Annotated in this window: 15 protein-coding genes; 14 read left to right on the top strand and 1 reads right to left on the bottom strand. The window is 38.0% G+C overall.

Annotated features, from left to right (window positions below; translation table 11 throughout):
• Positions 1 to 42: 42 nt before the first annotated feature.
• From DUT70_RS17795 to DUT70_RS17740, 12 genes are all read left to right on the top strand, one after another.
• The gene (locus DUT70_RS17795; RefSeq protein WP_113648838.1) at positions 43 to 801 is read left to right on the top strand and encodes an SDR family NAD(P)-dependent oxidoreductase; all 759 of its coding nucleotides are present in this window, start codon (positions 43 to 45) and stop codon (positions 799 to 801) included.
• A 112-nt stretch (positions 802 to 913) separates the two neighbouring features.
• Positions 914 to 1360 carry a GatB/YqeY domain-containing protein gene (locus DUT70_RS17790; RefSeq protein WP_113648716.1) on the top strand — a complete coding sequence of 149 codons (447 nt, stop codon included), beginning with the start codon at positions 914 to 916 and terminating at the stop codon, positions 1358 to 1360.
• A 116-nt stretch (positions 1361 to 1476) separates the two neighbouring features.
• Positions 1477 to 2241 carry an alpha/beta fold hydrolase gene (locus DUT70_RS17785; protein ID WP_113648715.1) on the top strand — a complete coding sequence of 255 codons (765 nt, stop codon included), beginning with the start codon at positions 1477 to 1479 and terminating at the stop codon, positions 2239 to 2241.
• Between the two features lie 3 nt (positions 2242 to 2244).
• Positions 2245 to 2907, top strand: a complete 663-nt coding sequence (locus tag DUT70_RS17780; protein WP_113648714.1) for a CBS domain-containing protein — start codon at positions 2245 to 2247, stop codon at positions 2905 to 2907.
• A gap of 7 nt (positions 2908 to 2914) precedes the next feature.
• Complete coding sequence (locus tag DUT70_RS17775) at positions 2915 to 3796, top strand: NAD kinase (protein ID WP_113648713.1); 882 nt, start codon at positions 2915 to 2917, stop codon at positions 3794 to 3796.
• Position 3797: 1 nt separating this feature from the next.
• Positions 3798 to 4607 (top strand): type IX secretion system protein PorG, encoded by an 810-nt coding sequence (gene porG / locus DUT70_RS17770; protein ID WP_113648712.1) that lies wholly within the window; start codon positions 3798 to 3800, stop codon positions 4605 to 4607.
• A 23-nt stretch (positions 4608 to 4630) separates the two neighbouring features.
• A complete protein-coding gene (locus tag DUT70_RS17765; protein ID WP_113648711.1) occupies positions 4631 to 5371 on the top strand; it encodes an isoprenyl transferase in 741 nt (246 codons plus the stop codon).
• Positions 5372 to 5434: 63 nt separating this feature from the next.
• A complete protein-coding gene (bamA, locus tag DUT70_RS17760) occupies positions 5435 to 7972 on the top strand; it encodes an outer membrane protein assembly factor BamA (RefSeq protein ID WP_113648710.1) in 2538 nt (845 codons plus the stop codon).
• 27 nt (positions 7973 to 7999) lie between these two features.
• Entirely contained in the window at positions 8000 to 8530 is a 531-nt protein-coding gene (locus DUT70_RS17755; protein ID WP_113648709.1) for an OmpH family outer membrane protein, read from the top strand.
• A gap of 37 nt (positions 8531 to 8567) precedes the next feature.
• Entirely contained in the window at positions 8568 to 9167 is a 600-nt protein-coding gene (locus DUT70_RS17750; protein WP_113648708.1) for an OmpH family outer membrane protein, read from the top strand.
• A gap of 60 nt (positions 9168 to 9227) precedes the next feature.
• Complete coding sequence (gene murI / locus DUT70_RS17745; protein ID WP_113648707.1) at positions 9228 to 10055, top strand: glutamate racemase; 828 nt, start codon at positions 9228 to 9230, stop codon at positions 10053 to 10055.
• Positions 10056 to 10169: 114 nt separating this feature from the next.
• The gene (locus DUT70_RS17740; protein ID WP_113648706.1) at positions 10170 to 12071 is read left to right on the top strand and encodes an amidophosphoribosyltransferase; all 1902 of its coding nucleotides are present in this window, start codon (positions 10170 to 10172) and stop codon (positions 12069 to 12071) included.
• 476 nt (positions 12072 to 12547) lie between these two features.
• On the opposite strand, the gene DUT70_RS17735 is transcribed toward DUT70_RS17740, so the two are convergent.
• A complete protein-coding gene (locus DUT70_RS17735) occupies positions 12548 to 13009 on the bottom strand; it encodes a type I restriction enzyme HsdR N-terminal domain-containing protein (RefSeq protein WP_113648705.1) in 462 nt (153 codons plus the stop codon).
• A gap of 138 nt (positions 13010 to 13147) precedes the next feature.
• Between DUT70_RS17735 and holA the strand changes: the two genes are divergently transcribed.
• Both holA and DUT70_RS17725 read left to right on the top strand, forming a co-directional pair.
• Positions 13148 to 14167 (top strand): DNA polymerase III subunit delta, encoded by a 1020-nt coding sequence (holA, locus tag DUT70_RS17730; RefSeq protein ID WP_113648704.1) that lies wholly within the window; start codon positions 13148 to 13150, stop codon positions 14165 to 14167.
• 122 nt (positions 14168 to 14289) lie between these two features.
• On the top strand, positions 14290 to 16857 hold the full coding sequence (locus DUT70_RS17725) for a zinc-dependent metalloprotease (RefSeq protein WP_113648703.1): 2568 nt from the start codon (positions 14290 to 14292) through the stop codon (positions 16855 to 16857).
• The last annotated feature ends 53 nt before the right edge of the window (positions 16858 to 16910 follow it).

The following is a 16910-nucleotide window of genomic DNA, read 5'->3' as shown; positions in this document are numbered from 1 at the left end:
TTAATAAAAAGCATAACTTTGTGCAAAATCCAACAAAAACAGATGGCCAAAATAGCGTTAATTACTGGGGCAACATCTGGCATTGGCGCTGCCTGTGCTGATACTTTTGCCGCACAAGGTTATGATTTAATTCTCGTTGCCAGAAGGGAAAACCTTTTAGATACTCAAGCGCAGCAACTCAATGAAAAGTATGGGGTTAAAATCAAAAAACTCATTGCCGATGTAAGAGACAAGGAAAATATCAATTATGTGCTGGATACTTTGCCTGGGGAGTGGAAAAATGTGGATGTGCTGGTAAACAATGCAGGTTTAAGCCAAGGCTTGGATCCCATAGATAAAGGGGATACCAATGATTGGGACACCATGATTGATACAAACGTTAAAGGTTTGCTATATGTCACAAAAGTAGTGTCGGGATGGATGGTGGAACGTAAACATGGACATATTATCAATATTGGTTCTATTGCTGGAAAAGAAGTTTATCCCAATGGAAATGTATATTGTGCCACAAAACATGCGGTGGATGCATTAAGCAAAGGAATGCGCATTGACCTTTTGCCGCATAACATTAAAGTAACTCAAATCAATCCAGGAATGGTAGAAACTGAGTTTTCTATTGTGCGTTTTAAAGGCGACGAAAATAGAGCCAAGAAAGTTTACGATGGACTGGAACCTTTAATTGCACAAGACATTGCAGACGCCATTTGGTATGTAGTAAGTAGGCCAGCACATGTGAACATTAACGACATGTTGATTATGCCAACTGCCCAAGCTACCGGAACAATAGTAAAGAGAGACTAGGATTGTTTAATCGTTTAAATCGTTGATTTTATTAATTGCTATTGAGCGATTAACAGATTTACCAACAAAACAATTAACCAGTTAAACAAATAGACAGTTAACCCATTTGAATATGATATCAACAAACATAGATCAGGAAATAAAACAAGCCATGTTGGCTAAAGATCAAGTAAAATTAAGAGGTCTTAGGGCGATTAAATCTGCATTGCTATTGGCAAAAACAGAAAAAGGCCAAACAGAAGAGATCAATGAAGAAGCTGAAATAAAAATTTTACAAAAGCTGGTAAAGCAACGTAAAGAATCAGCGGATATTTATCAAGCACAGGGTAGAGATGACCTTTACCAAGTGGAGCAAGAAGAAATTGACGTGATTTCGCAATTTTTGCCTAAGCAACTGGAAAGAGCAGAAATAGAGTTGATTATCTCTAAGATAATTGCCGAAACTGGAGCAACTACCATTAAAGAGATGGGTAAGGTGATGGGCTTAGCCAATAAAGAATTGGCAGGAAAAGCTGAGGGTAAATTAATAGGAGAAGTGGTGAAAAGCCAGCTTTCTTAGTACTTTTAAAAAGATGATTAAACATAGTAAGTGTTAAAATGTGATTTTAATTCTCATTAATTACATTTACTCTATTAACTTAGTGGCATATACCAAGACCATACATAATAATATTTATGAATTACGAAGTAATTGAACAAGAGGGATTTAAATTTATTGAGGTTGGAGAAGGAGAACCTTTAGTGTTACTTCATGGTTTAATGGGCGAGCTAAGCAATTGGGAACATACTGTGGATAAGTTCAAATCCAATTATCGTGTCCTTGTGCCCATTTTGCCTATATATGAACTGCCCATTTTAACTTTGGGAGTGAAAAGTTTATCTAAATATTTGCATCGTTTCCTTAAATTCAAAAAGTTAGATCAAGTGGTTTTGGTGGGAAATTCTTTAGGAGGCCACGTTGGTTTAGTATTTACCGTTGCCCATCAGGAATTTGTAAAAGCATTGGTACTTACAGGAAGTTCTGGTTTGTACGAAAACGCTTTTGGCGGTTCATTCCCAAGAAGAGAAAGCTACGATTTCATCAAAGAAAAAGTAGAATTCACTTTTTACGATCCAGCAACGGCAACCAAGGAATTGGTAGATGAAGTATTCCAAACAGTTAATGATCGTTCACGTGTGATCAGGATTTTAGCACTTGCTAAATCGGCTATTAGGCACAATATGGCAAAAGAGCTGAAAAAAATCACCATTCCAGTATCGTTAATATGGGGAAAACAAGATAAGGTGACCCCACCAGATGTAGCGGAGGAATTTCATCAGCTATTGCCTAATTCAGAGTTGAATTGGGTGGATAAATGTGGTCATGCCCCTATGATGGAACAACCAGTGGTATTTAATGACCATTTGGAAAAATTTTTGGACAGAATTTTGCTTAAGTAAATTATGCTTGCAGGAGAACTCATATCAAACGTTATACCGCCATTGCGTACTTCCGATACCGTTCGGAAAGCTTTGGAGCGTATGAATGAGTTTAAACTGTATCATTTGCCCATCGTTAACGAAATCCAATACCTTGGCCTGGTTTCCGAAGAAGAACTCATGGAGGCCAGGGACATGGAAATTGCCATAGGTGCTTTGCCTGTCAAGTTGTTGAATACATTCACTTTCGAGAACGCTCATATTTACGAAGTCATTAGGCTATTTAGTGAATTGCAACTTTCAGTAGTGCCTGTGCTCGATCAGCAAAAGAATTATTTGGGGATCGTATCTATCAACAACTTGCTGAATTTTACTGCCAACCTTTATTCGGTAAGTGAGCCAGGAGGTATTATTGTGCTTTCCATTAGTAACAGAAACAACTCGTTGGCCCATATGGCGCAGATAGTAGAAGCAGATAATGCACAAATACTCTCTTCATATATTAATGTCTTTCCCGATTCTACCAGATTAGAAGTGACCTTAAAAATTAATAAAACAGAAATTTCTGCGATAGTGGCTGCCTTTGAGCGCTACGATTATGAAGTTAAAGCAGTATTTAACAATAGTAGTCATGACGACGACTCAATGGATAGATTTGATTCGTTCATGAACTATTTAAACGTATAATCCTTGCATGAAAATAGCCTTATACGGTAGAGATTTTAATGATAGCGTATTGCCTTTTGTACAAGAGGTATTTGATGCGCTAGTTGCCAATCAAATTGAAATTACGGTTTATCAAAAGTTCTTTGATTTTATAAAGAACAAATTGGTATTACCAGATAACCTTGCTACTTTTTCGGGGCATAAGGAATTAGTAAACCGAGCCGATATCCTAATCAGTTTAGGTGGCGACGGAACACTTTTGGATACGCTTTCATTTGTACGCGATTCTCAAATCCCAGTCATTGGAATCAACTTTGGTCGTTTGGGATTCTTGGCAAGCATTAATAAATCGGAAATTGATGGTGCCATCAAAGCGCTGGTGAATGGCGAATATACCATCGATAAACGTAGTTTACTTAACTTAGAATCTCAAACTAGTTTGTTTAGTGATGAGAACTTTGCGTTGAACGATATCACGATCCATCGTAGAGATGATTCTGCGATGATGATTATCCATGCCTATATGAATGGTGAGTTTGTGAACTCCTATTGGGCCGATGGTTTGATCATTGCTACACCAACAGGGTCAACCGCTTATTCGTTAAGTTGCGGTGGACCAATCATTTTACCAAGCGCTCAAAACTTTGTCATTACCCCAGTAGCACCACATAATTTAAATGTAAGGCCAATTATTGTGCCTGATGATGTGGAGCTTACTTTTGAAGTAGAAGCACGTAGCACAAAGTTCTTACTTACCTGCGATTCGAGAACAGAAACAGTAGACCGAAGTGTGAAAATCAATATCAACAAAGCAAAATTTAGCATAAATCTTATCCGCCTTAACAATGAAACGTTTTTAACGACGTTAAGGAATAAATTGCTTTGGGGTATTGATACCCGTAATTACTAGGATGAAGTATAAACAGACGCTATTAGTCATCGTTTTAAGCACGCTTTTTGCCATTAACGCTCCTAACGCTAAAGCTCAAGTATTAGAACTTGGCGTACAGGCGGGCGGTGCTGGCTATATGGGCGATCTAAATCCTACACAACCTTTAAAAATTAGTGGGCCTTCTTTTGGAGGTTTCGCTAAAATCAACTTCGATCCTAATTGGGCACTTTCCTTAAATTATAATTTTGGTAAAATCAAAGCTGATGATGCCAAATCTTCTAATGCAAGTTTCAGGGAACGTAACCTTAGCTTTAGCAATAAACTTCATGAATTCAGTTTAATGGTCGATTTTAACTTTTTCGATTATTTTGCTGGAGGAGGTTTTTCCAAATTTTCGCCTTACCTTTTCGCAGGGGTAGGGGGCGTGATTTTTAAGCCAAAGGCGATTTATCAAGGAAAAGAATATGATTTGGCCTCTTACTATACAGAAGGTGCAGCCTATAAAACCTATGCTTTAACCATTCCGTTCGGTGCGGGTGTAAAATATAGAGTAAGCGAAAGATGGAGTTTAATGAGCAATATTGGCTACAGAAATGCCTATACCGATTATTTAGATGATGTGAGTGGACTATATCCAGATGCTAGTAAGCTATCCAGTGATCCCACTATTCGCCAAATGCAGCAAATTTTATCCGATCGTTCAGGAGAAGTAACGGGGATTTATACTGGTGTACCTAACACACAACGTGGAGATTTTAGAAAAAGAGATACTTATATGTTTGTAGGTATTGGCATAACTTATACCTTTGTGAGCCAAAAGTGTTTTTAACCTAACGCCCTCTAAAACAGTAAATGAATTTTAAAGATCAAATAGATGTTAATCGCTTGCCTGAACATATCGCCATCATTATGGATGGCAATGGTCGTTGGGCAAAAAACCAAGGGAAATTTAGGGTTTTTGGTCATGAGAGTGGAGTGCTTTCCGTAAAAGATATTGTGGAAGGTTGTGTAGAGATAGGCGTGAAATATCTTACTGTTTATGCTTTTTCAACAGAAAATTGGAATCGTCCAATTGATGAAGTGAATGCCTTAATGGAACTGTTGATTTCTACCATCAACCAAGAAGCAGAAACACTGAACAAAAATAACATCAGGCTAAATGCAATAGGTGACCTAAAATCACTGCCCCAAAAATGTATTGATGACTTGGCAGATGCCATGAACAAAACAAAAGACAATACAAAATGTACCTTAACTTTAGCATTAAGTTATAGTGCAAAATGGGAAATTGTAGAAGCTGCAAGACAAATAGCTGAGCAGGTAAAAAATGGTCAAATTAACATTGATCAAATTGACGAACAGCTTTTTGCCTCTAAACTTACCACTGCCAATATCCCTGATCCTGAGCTGATGATCCGCACTAGCGGAGAGCACCGTATCAGTAATTATCTTTTGTGGCAGATGGCTTATACCGAATTGTATTTTACCGAAACACTATGGCCCGATTTCAGAAGAGAGCATCTTTATGAGGCTATTGTAAACTACCAAAAACGCGAACGTCGCTTTGGCAAAATTAGTGAACAACTTAACTAATTTTTCTTTTAACACTTTTTAACAGGAGTTTAAATTAACTTAGCAACGTTTTTTAGATTGTAAATGAGAAGAATATATCACCTAGTATTTTTGCTATTGATTGGATTTCCAGCATTAGCTCAAATTCGTAACCCACAACAAGCTACACCTTCATTAAAAGTAAATGGTCTGAACCTAGATTATTTTGCTCCAAGAGAATACATCATTGGAGGAACAACGCTATCAGGTTCTAAGTATTTAGATAAAGATGTGATCATCGTACTTTCTAAATTAACAAAGGGAGAAACCATTATGCTCCCAGGGGAAGCAACAGCCAACGCCATTAAAAACTTATGGGCGCAAGGCTTGTTTGATGACATTAAGCTAAACGTATCTAAAATTAATGGCGATACCGTTTATTTTGATATTGAAGTAGTAGAGCTTCCACGTTTAAGTGGCTTAGAGTTTACTGGTATCAGCAAGTCTCAAAAAACAGATATTCAAGAGAAGCTTGGAGATAAGGTTGGTAAAACCATCATCAATGATAACCTTTATAACACTACCAGAGCTGTAATCACCAAATTCTTGTACGAGAAAGGCTATTTCTATACTAAAGTAGATTATAAAACCAAACCAGACCCTAATCAGGAGAATAGCATGATTCTTCAAGTAAACATTGATAAGGGGAAAAGGGTGAAGGTTCAGAAGATCGAATTTGAAGGAAACAAAGAATTTAAATCTGCAAAGCTTAGAAAATATCTAAAGAAAACGAAGCAACGTGCTTTCTATAAAATTTTTGGTAGCGGTAAGTTCAACAAAGAAAAATACGAAGAAGACAAACTTAACTTCATAGCTAAGTTGCACGAAAAAGGCTACCGCGATGCAGCACTGATCAGCGATAGCGTATACCGCTACAACGATAAGACGGTAGGCATTAAAATCAAGATGTACGAAGGTCCTAAATATTACTTCGGTAAAATTAGCTGGGTAGGTAATGCCAAGTATCCTACAGACCTTTTGAATAAAATTTTCGGTATAGAACCAGGCGAAGTATTCAGTGAAGAAAAACTGGAGAAAAAACTAAGAGGTAGTGCCAACGGCGATGACGTTTCAAGTCTTTATTTGAACGATGGTTATTTAACGTTTAACGTTGATCCAGTACAAACCAGAATTTATGGTGACACTGTTGACGTGGAGATGCGTATTTACGAAGGGCCAAAATACACCGTTAACAAAGTAAGTGTAATGGGTAACACCATTACCAATGATCGAGTAGTATTGAGGGAGATTCGTACCAAACCAGGTGATTACTTCTCAAAAGAAGCTTTAATCCGTGGGGTACGTGAAATTGGCCAATTGGGTAACTTCGACGAATCTAAAACCAATCCAGTACCAAAGCCAAATCAAGATGGTACGGTAGATATTGTTTACCACGTAGAAGAAAAACCTTCAGACCAAATTGAGTTATCAGGTGGTTTTGGTGGTGGCCGTGTAATTGGTACCCTAGGTTTAACCTTTAACAACTTCTCTTTAAAGAATTTATTTAAGGGCGAAGCTTACCGACCATTGCCAAAAGGAGATGGACAAAAATTAAGCTTACGTGGACAAACTAACGGTAAATATTACCAATCCTATAGTTTCTCATTCTCAGAGCCTTGGTTTGGTGGTAAAAAACCAGTAAGTTTTGGGGTGAGCGCATTTACATCATTGCAGTCAAATGGTCTGGCTAAAAGCAACTCCCAATATTACGGTATTCGCTTAAATGGGGTTTCATTTAGTTTAGGTAGAAAATTAAAATGGCCAGATAACTGGTTCTCATTGGTACACTCTATCAACTTAAACCAATATATCTTAAATAACTATCCAGGTTACTTATTCAGTACAGGAGAATCGTACAACTTAAACATTACTCAGGAAATTGCTAGGGATTCGAGAAATCACCATATTTTCCCAACAGGTGGTGCTTATTTAAGATTTACCATACAAGCTACTCCTCCATACTCGTTGTTTAACAACGTAAACTATAATACCGCTTCAGATAAGCAACGTTATAAATTTACCGAGTACCACAAATGGAAATTTGAGGCACAGTTTTTCGAAACGGTGGTGGGTAAATTGGTATTCAAAGGACAGGCACAGTTTGGTTTCTTAGGCTCATATAACAGCGCCGTTGGACAATCAGCATTTGAGCGTTTTAAATTAGGTGGTGACGGTATGCAAGGTTTCGACTTCTTGCAAGGATCTGAAATTATCGCAATGCGTGGTTATGCCAACAATGCCGTAATTCCAGTAGGTGCTAACCCATCCATTGCACAAAGCTCAGGTAGCCCTATATTCACCAAATATGTAATGGAGTTACGTTACCCAGTAATTAATTCACAACAAGCAACCGCCTTTTTAACCGTTTTTGGTGAAGCAGGTAACACTTGGAATAAGTTTGGCGATTTTAATCCGTTTAATGTTAGAAGATCAGCAGGTATCGGCGCTAAAATATTTTTACCGATATTTGGATTGTTGGGTATTGACTATGGACATGCTTTTGATAGAATCCCAGGAGTACAAGATGGAGGAAAGCAGAGCTTTACGTTTAGTATAGCCCAGCAGTTAGGTGGATTTAATTAATAGAACACAATTTAGAAACCAGTAGATATGAAAAAGATATTTTTTATTAGCTGCTTACTTCTAGTAGCATTGGGAGTATCGGCACAAAAAACAGCTTATGTTGATACGGAATATATCCTGAAACATATACCGGATTATAAATCATCGTTAACTCAGATAGAAGGTTTATCAAAACAATATCAGAAAGAAGTTGACGATGTATTTAAAGAGGTAGATGCCATGTACAGAAGCTACCAAGCGGATCAGGTACTTTTAACTGATGACATGCGCAAACGTAGGGAAAATGACATCATCGAAAAAGAAAAAAAGGCCAAAGAATTGCAACGCCAAAGGTTTGGTCCAGAGGGAGATCTATTCCAAACCAGGACTAAACTATTGAAACCAATTCAAGAAAAAGTTTCAACTACGGTTGCAGAAGTTGCAAAAAACAAATACATTGACTTCGTTTTTGATAAAAGTAGCGAAAGCACGATGATGATTTATGCTAGTGCCAACTACGATATCAGCAATGATGTAATTATTAGATTAGGATTTAAACCAGGTACATTGGTAAAATAACACACAACAGAAAACAAACATTAGGAAAAATAAAAAAATGAAAAAGTTAATTAAAGGATTATTTGTAGCTGCAGGATTACTTTTAACTACTCAGGTTGTAAACGCTCAACAAAAGTTCGGTCATCTAAATTCAGATGAAATTTTCTCAGTAATGCCAGAAGCAAAAACAGTTTCTACCACTATTGAGAATTTGGCGAAATCTAAACAAGGAGAGATTGACAAAATGATTGCTGAGTACCAAGCTAAATATAAAGCTGCTCAAGAAAAAGAGAAAACGCTAAGTGAAGCTAACAAAGCAGTGGTACTTAAAGAACTTGAAACAGCTCAAGGTGAGTTGCAAGATTTGCAAAAAAGAATTGAAGATGCTCGTACAAAAGCAGACAAAGATTTAAGAGATAAACAAGCAGAGTTATATCCTCCTTTGCAACAAAAAGTAGCTGCGGCTATCAATTCAATTTCGAAAGAAAAAGGTTTAGCATACGTTTTTGATACCGCTGCATCACAAGGTTTCAACAACTTGGTATATTTTGATGGTGGTGAAGACCTTACTGCTGCAGTAAAAGCTAAGTTAGGTATTTCTGCTACTGCTGCTCCAGCGGCTAACAAACCAGCTACTGGTCCAGCTAAAAAACCTTAATTTAAAATTTTATAAATTTAACGGCGGAATTAGTTTAACTAGTTCCGCTTTTTTATGCTCATGAACTTTCAAAAAAATGCCATAGGGATATTCGATTCTGGCTTTGGCGGTCTAACCGTTTTCAAATCCATTGCAGCGCAGTTGCCCAATTACAACTATATCTATTTAGGTGACAACGCCCGTTCTCCTTATGGCGATCATTCTTTTGAAACTGTTTATCAATATACCTTAGAATGTGTGGAGTGGTTGTTTGCCCAAGGATGCCCATTGGTGGTACTTGCTTGCAATACCGCATCTGCTAAAGCATTAAGAAATATTCAGCAACTTGATTTGCCTAAAAAATATCCTTCAAATAGGGTTTTGGGGGTCATCAGACCCACTGCTGAAGTAATCGGCAGTATGAGCGATAGCAAATCTATTGGGGTACTGGGCACTAGGGGTACAGTACGTTCCGAGTCTTACCTGATTGAAATACATAAATTTTTTCCAGAAGTTAACGTTTATCAGCAAAGTTGCCCGATGTGGGTACCCCTCATTGAGAATGCGGAGCACGAAAGTGAAGGTGCAGATTATTTTGTTAAAAAATACTTAAACCAGTTATTGAGCCAATCTAATGAAATAGATACCGTTCTATTAGCCTGTACCCACTATCCTTTATTGGTGCCTAAAATCAAAGAACAGTTGAACTCAAATATCCATGTTGTTGCACAGGGTGATATTGTGGCGGCCAGCTTGGTTGATTATCTGGAAAGACATCCAGAGATGGACATTCGCTTAGGACAACAAGCCCAACAATCTTTTTACACCACGGGTGATGCCGAAGCCTTCGATCAGCATGCTTCCGTTTTCCTAGAAAGAAGCATTGCCGCTACAAAAGTTAAACTATAACTTTTTCTGTCTCAAAAATATAACACAAAAATGATGTATATATCGTAAATCAGGTATTTTCTTACTAGGTTTTCATTGTTCAAAAGGGTAAATTTGCACCTTCATTCACAATCAATGAGCGAACAAATCAAACACGAGTGCGGAATAGCCTTTATCCGCTTGTTAAAACCTCTCTCATATTACCAGGAAAAATACGGTACTGCACTCTATGGCCTCAACAAATTATACTTGTTGATGGAGAAACAGCACAACCGTGGTCAAGACGGAGCAGGTATTGCCACCATTAAGTTAGACATGAAACCGGGCAGCCGTTATATCAGCCGCTACCGCTCAATGGCACAAAATGCCGTTGCAGATATTTTCGGTTATGTGCAGAACAAATTTGTGGGCATACAGGAAGAAACACCTGAACTGATGAAAGATACAGAGTTCTTGAAACAGAACGTAAGTTTCATTGGTGAAGTTTTGTTGGGACACCTGCGCTATGGCACACACGGTAAAAACAGCATTGAAAACTGTCACCCCTTTTTACGCCAAAACAACTGGATGACCAGAAACTTGGTGATTGCGGGTAACTTTAACATGACCAATGTTGACGAGCTATTGGAGCAACTGTACGAACTTGGACAGCATCCGAAAGAGAAAGCGGATACCGTAACGGTATTGGAAAAAATTGGTCATTTTTTGGACGATGAAAACCAGCTCTTGTTTGATGAATACAAAAAAGACGGATTGAGTAACGTAGAGATCACTCAAAAAATTTCTAACAACCTCAATGTAGCTAATATCCTTCGTCGCTCTGCAAAAAGCTGGGATGGGGGTTATACCATGTCGGGCATTATAGGTAACGGTGATGCTTTTGTCATGAGAGATCCAGCCGGTATTCGTCCAGCGTTTTATTACGTTGATGATGAAGTGGTGGTAGCGGCTTCAGAGCGTCCAGCGATACAAACTGCTTTTAAGGTACAGATCAATAGTGTAAAGGAAATTAAGCCAGGCCACGCTTTAATTATCAAAAAGGATGGAACAGTTTCGGAAGAGATGTTTCGTGAGCCTTTAGAGAAAAAAGCTTGTTCGTTTGAGCGTATTTATTTCTCAAGAGGTAGCGATGCTGATATTTATAAAGAACGTAAAAAATTGGGCGAGTTATTGTGCCCACAAGTATTGAAAACGGTAAACTACGATTTAAAGAATACTGTTTTCTCTTTCATTCCAAATACTGCAGAAGTATCTTTTTATGGAATGGTAGATGGCTTGCATAAATACATCACAGATGTGCAGAAAGAAACTTTGTTGCAACGCAAGGAAGTTTTGGATGATGCTGCGCTTGATGATTTGTTGTCGATGCGTCCTCGAGTAGAGAAATTGGCCATTAAAGATGTGAAACTGCGTACCTTTATTACCGCAGATGCGGATAGGGGAGAAATGGTGGCTCACGTTTACGACACTACTTACGGAGTGATCAAAAACCATACAGATACTTTGGTTGCGGTAGATGATTCAATTGTAAGAGGAACTACCTTGAAGCAAAGTATCATTAAAATCATTGATAGGCTACACCCTAAAAAAATCATTATCGTATCGTCGGCACCACAAATCAGATATCCTGACTGCTATGGTATCGATATGTCGAAAATGGGACAGTTTGTAGCTTTTGATGCCGCTATTCAATTGCTGAAAGAAAGAGGTCAAGAACATGTTATTGAAGCCGTTTACCAAAAATGTAAAGCTTCGTTAGAATTGCCAAAAGAGGAGATTGTAAACCACGTTAAAGAAATTTATGCCTCGTTTACTCCTCAAGAGATCTCTGATCAAATAGCAAAAATTATTACGCCTGCAGACACTGTTGCAGAAGTAGAAGTGATTTACCAAACTTTAGAAAACTTACACGAAGCTTGTCCTCATCATAGGGGCGATTGGTACTTCTCAGGAGATTATCCAACGCCAGGTGGTAACAAAGTAGTAAATAAAGCTTTTGTAAACTGGAAAGAAGGAAATAACCAAAGAGCATATTAAAGTTTAAATAGCTTGCCTTTAATTCAATAGAAGGGAGAAATCTAACAAGGTTTCTCCTTTTTTATTTTTTTGTCATTGCTGTTTAGGGAAAGCAATCCTAAGCTACGAAATAAAAGCAAGTGTACTCTTTAGAAAAAGGTGCGCATCTTTTGTGTAAAAGATGCGGTACTTTTTGCTAAAACCTAACGTAGTTTTGTGTAAAAGATGCGCATCTTTTTGGTGTTTGTACGCTTACTTTTTTCAAAAGCCATTACGCTTTCTTGAAAGTGGCTACTTTTAGGGTGTTGGTACTGCCTCTTTTTTTAAAAATCATCTATGTGTCTATGTGGTTAATTTATGCGGATTTCCACTTTTTAAAACTATAAATGAACCACATAGATACATAGCAGATACTTCTATCTCACGTTGTAAGATCGCTTTTCCGAAATAGTCGGGATCAACTATACCTCGCAATGACGAACTATTGAAGGCTTATCCTAAACTAACTGGCTGTATGTAGGCAATTCCTCCACAAAAAGAAAACCTTTTTTCTCGTGGTCAATCTGAGCATAATAATGATTTAAGCCATTCGTAATCACAATCCATTTGGCTTTATAAACAGAATTGTATCTGGCTGCCTGGTCAAAAGTAGCTTGAGTGATGTTGACCGATGGTGCTTTACATTCCACTACCATCAATTTTTCACCACTATTGGTGTAAATCAAAATATCGCTACGCTTTCTGGTTTGGTTAAGGCTTAGGCCCCCCTCAATTTGCATTAAACTTACAGGGAATTGTTTTTCTTTAATCAGGTACTTGATGAAATGTTGACGAACCCATTCTTCTGGAGTAAGTACCAGATGTTTCTTCCTTGCTTCATCAAAAATATAATGCACGCCATCCCTTTGGGTAATTTTAAAAGGATGAAAAGGTAAATTGAGTGGAGTTGGGTTAAACATTGGCTGGCAAAGTTAAAAGTAAAAAGTCGAAAGTAAAAAGTTGAATGTTAAGTGATGCAATTTGTTAGCTGTTCATTTTAAATTCACTCATTCACTCATTCACTCATTCACTCATTCTAAAATTTGTAACTTTGAGCAATGAGCGCCGATGAAATCATCAAGGATATAAAAGCAAGAAAATTTAAGCCAGTATACCTATTGCAGGGAGAAGAACCTTTTTATATTGATCAAATTGTAGATTATATGGAGAAGAATATTCTTTCTGATGGGGAAAAGGGCTTTAACCAGACGGTACTTTACGGTAAGGATACGGATATGGCCACCATTATGAATGCTGCCAAGCGTTATCCCATGATGTCAGAATACCAGTTGATTATTGTAAAAGAAGCGCAAGATTTAAAGTGGGGAAATGAGGGTGCCAGTAAGGAAGCTGATTTTACGCTCGCTTATTTTGAAAAGCCTTTACCGAGTACGATTCTGGTGCTAGCTTATAAATATGCCAATTTTGATAAGCGGAAAAAGATTTACAAGGCCATCAATAATAATGGCGTTGTTTTTCAAAGCGATCCCGTACGCGATTACAAATTGGTGCCATGGATAGAAGATCATATCAAAAGTAAAGGGTACAAGATTGATCCACAGGCGGTAGCTTTAATGGCCGAATATTTGGGCACTGATCTTTCAAAAATTGCCAATGAAGTAGAGAAGCTTTGTTTGAACATTGATAAGGCTACTACTATTCAAACCGACCATATTCAAAGAAACATTGGGATCAGTAAAGAATATAATGTATTTGAACTGCAAAAAGCTTTAGCCACCCGCAATGTGGTGAAGAGCAACCAGATTATTAATTATTTTGCAGGCAATCCAAAAGCCAACCCTATGATTATGGTAATGGCCAATCTTAATTCTTACTTTTCTAAAATATTAAAATACCACTATTTACCTAATAAAGCCGATGCACCAAGAGAACTTGGAGTAAGTCCTTACTTCATCAAGGATTATGAGGCTGCAGCAAGAACTTTTAGTGCGGGAAAAACTTTCGATATCATCAGTTTATTAAGGGAATACGACCTGAAGAGCAAAGGCTTAGAAAGTACAGGTAATATTTCAGATGGTGATTTGTTGAAAGAACTGGTTTTTAAAATCCTTCATTAGGCATTAAATTCCCATTTATTCTAAAATGTTTTGTGATGTAACTAAGAAGTTATACGTAATTATGAAATTATCGTAGCGCTACACTTATTTTTACTCCTAGCAATTAACTTATTCAAAAATTGATGAAGAAAAATTTATTTACCCTATTAATGGTTGCTGGTGCGGTGACTTTTGCGCATGCCCAACGACCAACTCAAGGTGGTGGTGCGCCAACTGACAGCACTCGCAGAGCTCCAGGAGCATTTGGCGGTGCCGCTGCGCCTAGAGCACAACCAAAACCTTATGATCAAGTGATCACTAACAAAGCACTTACTCGTAAAGGAATGATCACCGCTCATAGAATTGATGATAAATTCTATTTCGAGATCGCTGATAGCACTTTAAACAGAGATATTTTGGTAGTAAGCCGTATCTCAAAATCAGGAGCCGAGGTTCGTGCTGCCCAAGGTTATGCTGGCGACCAAATTGGTAGCTCGGTAATTCGTTTTGAAAAGGGACCGAACAACAGAATTTTCATGCGCAAAGTGAGCTTTAGAGCTTATGGTGCAGATAGTACTTCTTCAATGTACCAGTCTTTGAAAAATTCTAGTATACAACCAATCGCTGCTTCATTTGATATTGCCGCTTACACCCCAAGTAAAAACGGAAGTGTAATCGATGTAACCACTTATATCAATAGCGATAATGATATTTTTTACTTCGGTTCTTCCGCATTCAAATCTAGATTTGGTATTGGTGCACAACAAGCGGATAGAAGCTATATCCAAGATGTGAAAAGTTTCCCCACCAACGTGGAGATTAAAACCGTAAAAACCTATGCCAAAGCTGCTCAAAGCTCAGGAATGGGCGGCGGCGGTGGTATGCCTTCTTTTGGTGGCGGTGCTCCAACGGGTTCGGTTACTTTAGAGTTAAATACTTCATTGGTGATTTTACCTAAAGTGCCAATGAAAGCTCGTTATTTTGATCCGCGTGTAGGTTATTTCGCAGTAGGTTATACCGATTTCGATTTGAACCCTCAAGGTGTTAAAGAAGTGGAATTGGTGAAACGTTGGAGATTAGAGCCGAAGCCACAAGATATGGCTAAATATAAGCGTGGTGAGTTGGTAGAACCAATTAAGCCTATCGTTTTCTATATCGATCCAGCTACGCCTAAAAAATGGGTACCATATTTAATTGCAGGGGTTAACGATTGGCAAAAAGCTTTTGAAAAAGCAGGCTTTAAAAACGCAATAATTGGTAAAATAGCTCCAACCAAAGAACAAGATTCTACTTGGAGTTTAGACGATGCGCGTAACTCTGCGATCGTTTACAAACCATCAGAAATTCCTAATGCAAGTGGTCCAAGCATTTCAGACCCACGTACTGGTGAGATCATGGAAAGCCATATCAACTGGTACCACAACGTAATGAAATTGGTTCGTGATTGGTATTTTATCCAAACGGCTGCCGTTGATAAAAGAGCTCGTACCGTTAATTTTAGCGATGAGTTGATGGGTGATTTGATCCGTTTTGTATCTTCTCACGAAGTAGGCCACACTTTAGGCTTACGTCACAACTATGGTTCAAGTTCATCTGTACCAGTAGAGAATTTACGTAATAAGAAATGGGTAGAAGAAAATGGTCACACGCCATCAATCATGGACTATGCTCGTTTTAACTATGTAGCACAACCAGAAGATAACATCTCTAAATCAGGTTTATACCCTCGTATTGGAGACTATGACAAATGGGCGATTGAGTGGGGATACAAATATTTTCCTGATAGCAAATCGGTTGCTTCTGATATGAAAATCTTAGATAAGATGACCGTTGAGGCAGCTAAAAACAGACGCTTATGGTTTGGTACTGAAACAAACCCTGACGATCCGCATTCACAAAATGAAGATTTAGGTGATAATGCGATGAAAGCTAGTGACTATGGTATCAAAAACTTGAAAGTAATTGTAGCAAACTTAAAAACTTGGACTAAACAACCGGGTGAGAACTATGATGAACTAGGTAACATGTACGGTCAATTGACTACTCAATTTGGTCGTTACATTGGTCACGTAAGTAAAAACATTGGTGGTATCTACGAAAATCCAAAAACGGTAGATCAAGAAGGTTTGGTTTACGAACGTACTCCAGCTGCAACTCAAAAAGAAGCTATGGAGTTCTTAAACAGACAAGTATTTACTACTCCAAAATGGTTGTTAGATCAATCTATTTTAGATAACATCAACGAAAGCCCACTAGTAGTGGTTTCGAGATTGCAAAATGCTGCTTTATCTCGTGTAGTATCAACCAGAGTTTTAGGCAACTTAATTGCTGCTGAAGCTACTGATGGTGCTAATGCCTATAAAATCTCTGATTTATTTAAGGATTTGAATGCTTCTATCTTCACGGAATTAAAAGGTGGTGCAGCGATTGATGTTTACCGCAGAAACTTACAAAAAGCTTATGTAGATAGATTAATTGCGATTATAAATCCTCCTGCAGCTCCTGCTGGATTGGTGGCTGCTTTTGGTAGAGGCGCTGGCGCACCTACTGGTTTAACAGCTAGCCAAACGGATGCAATTTCAGTGGTTAAAGGCCAATTGCGTGAGTTGGATAAAGCCATTAAAGCAAGTTCACAATCAGATACTTTAAGCAAATATCACTTAGAGGATTTATCTGACCGTATTGAGCAAGCATTAGATAAGAAAAAATAAGCGAAAGGCTTAAGTTTAAATTTTTTTAAAGTCCCTCGATGATTTATCGGGGG

It is taken from the genome of Pedobacter chitinilyticus (assembly GCF_003313385.1).
GTDB classification, from domain to species: Bacteria; Bacteroidota; Bacteroidia; order Sphingobacteriales; family Sphingobacteriaceae; genus Pedobacter; species Pedobacter chitinilyticus.
The sequence above is the reverse complement of the archived record's forward strand: the minus strand, read 5'-3'. Positions and strand labels throughout refer to the sequence as shown.

What these genes read in the sequence shown, in the direction of transcription:
- DUT70_RS17795 (WP_113648838.1), top strand. Translation starts at nt 43, where the DNA reads ATGGCCAAAATAGCGTTAATTACTGGGGCAACATCTGGCATTGGCGCT.
- DUT70_RS17790 (WP_113648716.1), top strand. Translation starts at nt 914, where the DNA reads ATGATATCAACAAACATAGATCAGGAAATAAAACAAGCCATGTTGGCT.
- DUT70_RS17785 (WP_113648715.1), top strand. Translation starts at nt 1,477, where the DNA reads ATGAATTACGAAGTAATTGAACAAGAGGGATTTAAATTTATTGAGGTT.
- DUT70_RS17780 (WP_113648714.1), top strand. Translation starts at nt 2,245, where the DNA reads ATGCTTGCAGGAGAACTCATATCAAACGTTATACCGCCATTGCGTACT.
- DUT70_RS17775 (WP_113648713.1), top strand. Translation starts at nt 2,915, where the DNA reads ATGAAAATAGCCTTATACGGTAGAGATTTTAATGATAGCGTATTGCCT.
- porG (WP_113648712.1), top strand. Translation starts at nt 3,798, where the DNA reads ATGAAGTATAAACAGACGCTATTAGTCATCGTTTTAAGCACGCTTTTT.
- DUT70_RS17765 (WP_113648711.1), top strand. Translation starts at nt 4,631, where the DNA reads ATGAATTTTAAAGATCAAATAGATGTTAATCGCTTGCCTGAACATATC.
- bamA (WP_113648710.1), top strand. Translation starts at nt 5,435, where the DNA reads ATGAGAAGAATATATCACCTAGTATTTTTGCTATTGATTGGATTTCCA.
- DUT70_RS17755 (WP_113648709.1), top strand. Translation starts at nt 8,000, where the DNA reads ATGAAAAAGATATTTTTTATTAGCTGCTTACTTCTAGTAGCATTGGGA.
- DUT70_RS17750 (WP_113648708.1), top strand. Translation starts at nt 8,568, where the DNA reads ATGAAAAAGTTAATTAAAGGATTATTTGTAGCTGCAGGATTACTTTTA.
- murI (WP_113648707.1), top strand. Translation starts at nt 9,228, where the DNA reads ATGAACTTTCAAAAAAATGCCATAGGGATATTCGATTCTGGCTTTGGC.
- DUT70_RS17740 (WP_113648706.1), top strand. Translation starts at nt 10,170, where the DNA reads ATGAGCGAACAAATCAAACACGAGTGCGGAATAGCCTTTATCCGCTTG.
- DUT70_RS17735 (WP_113648705.1), bottom strand. Translation starts at nt 13,009, where the DNA reads ATGTTTAACCCAACTCCACTCAATTTACCTTTTCATCCTTTTAAAATT.
- holA (WP_113648704.1), top strand. Translation starts at nt 13,148, where the DNA reads ATGAGCGCCGATGAAATCATCAAGGATATAAAAGCAAGAAAATTTAAG.
- DUT70_RS17725 (WP_113648703.1), top strand. Translation starts at nt 14,290, where the DNA reads ATGAAGAAAAATTTATTTACCCTATTAATGGTTGCTGGTGCGGTGACT.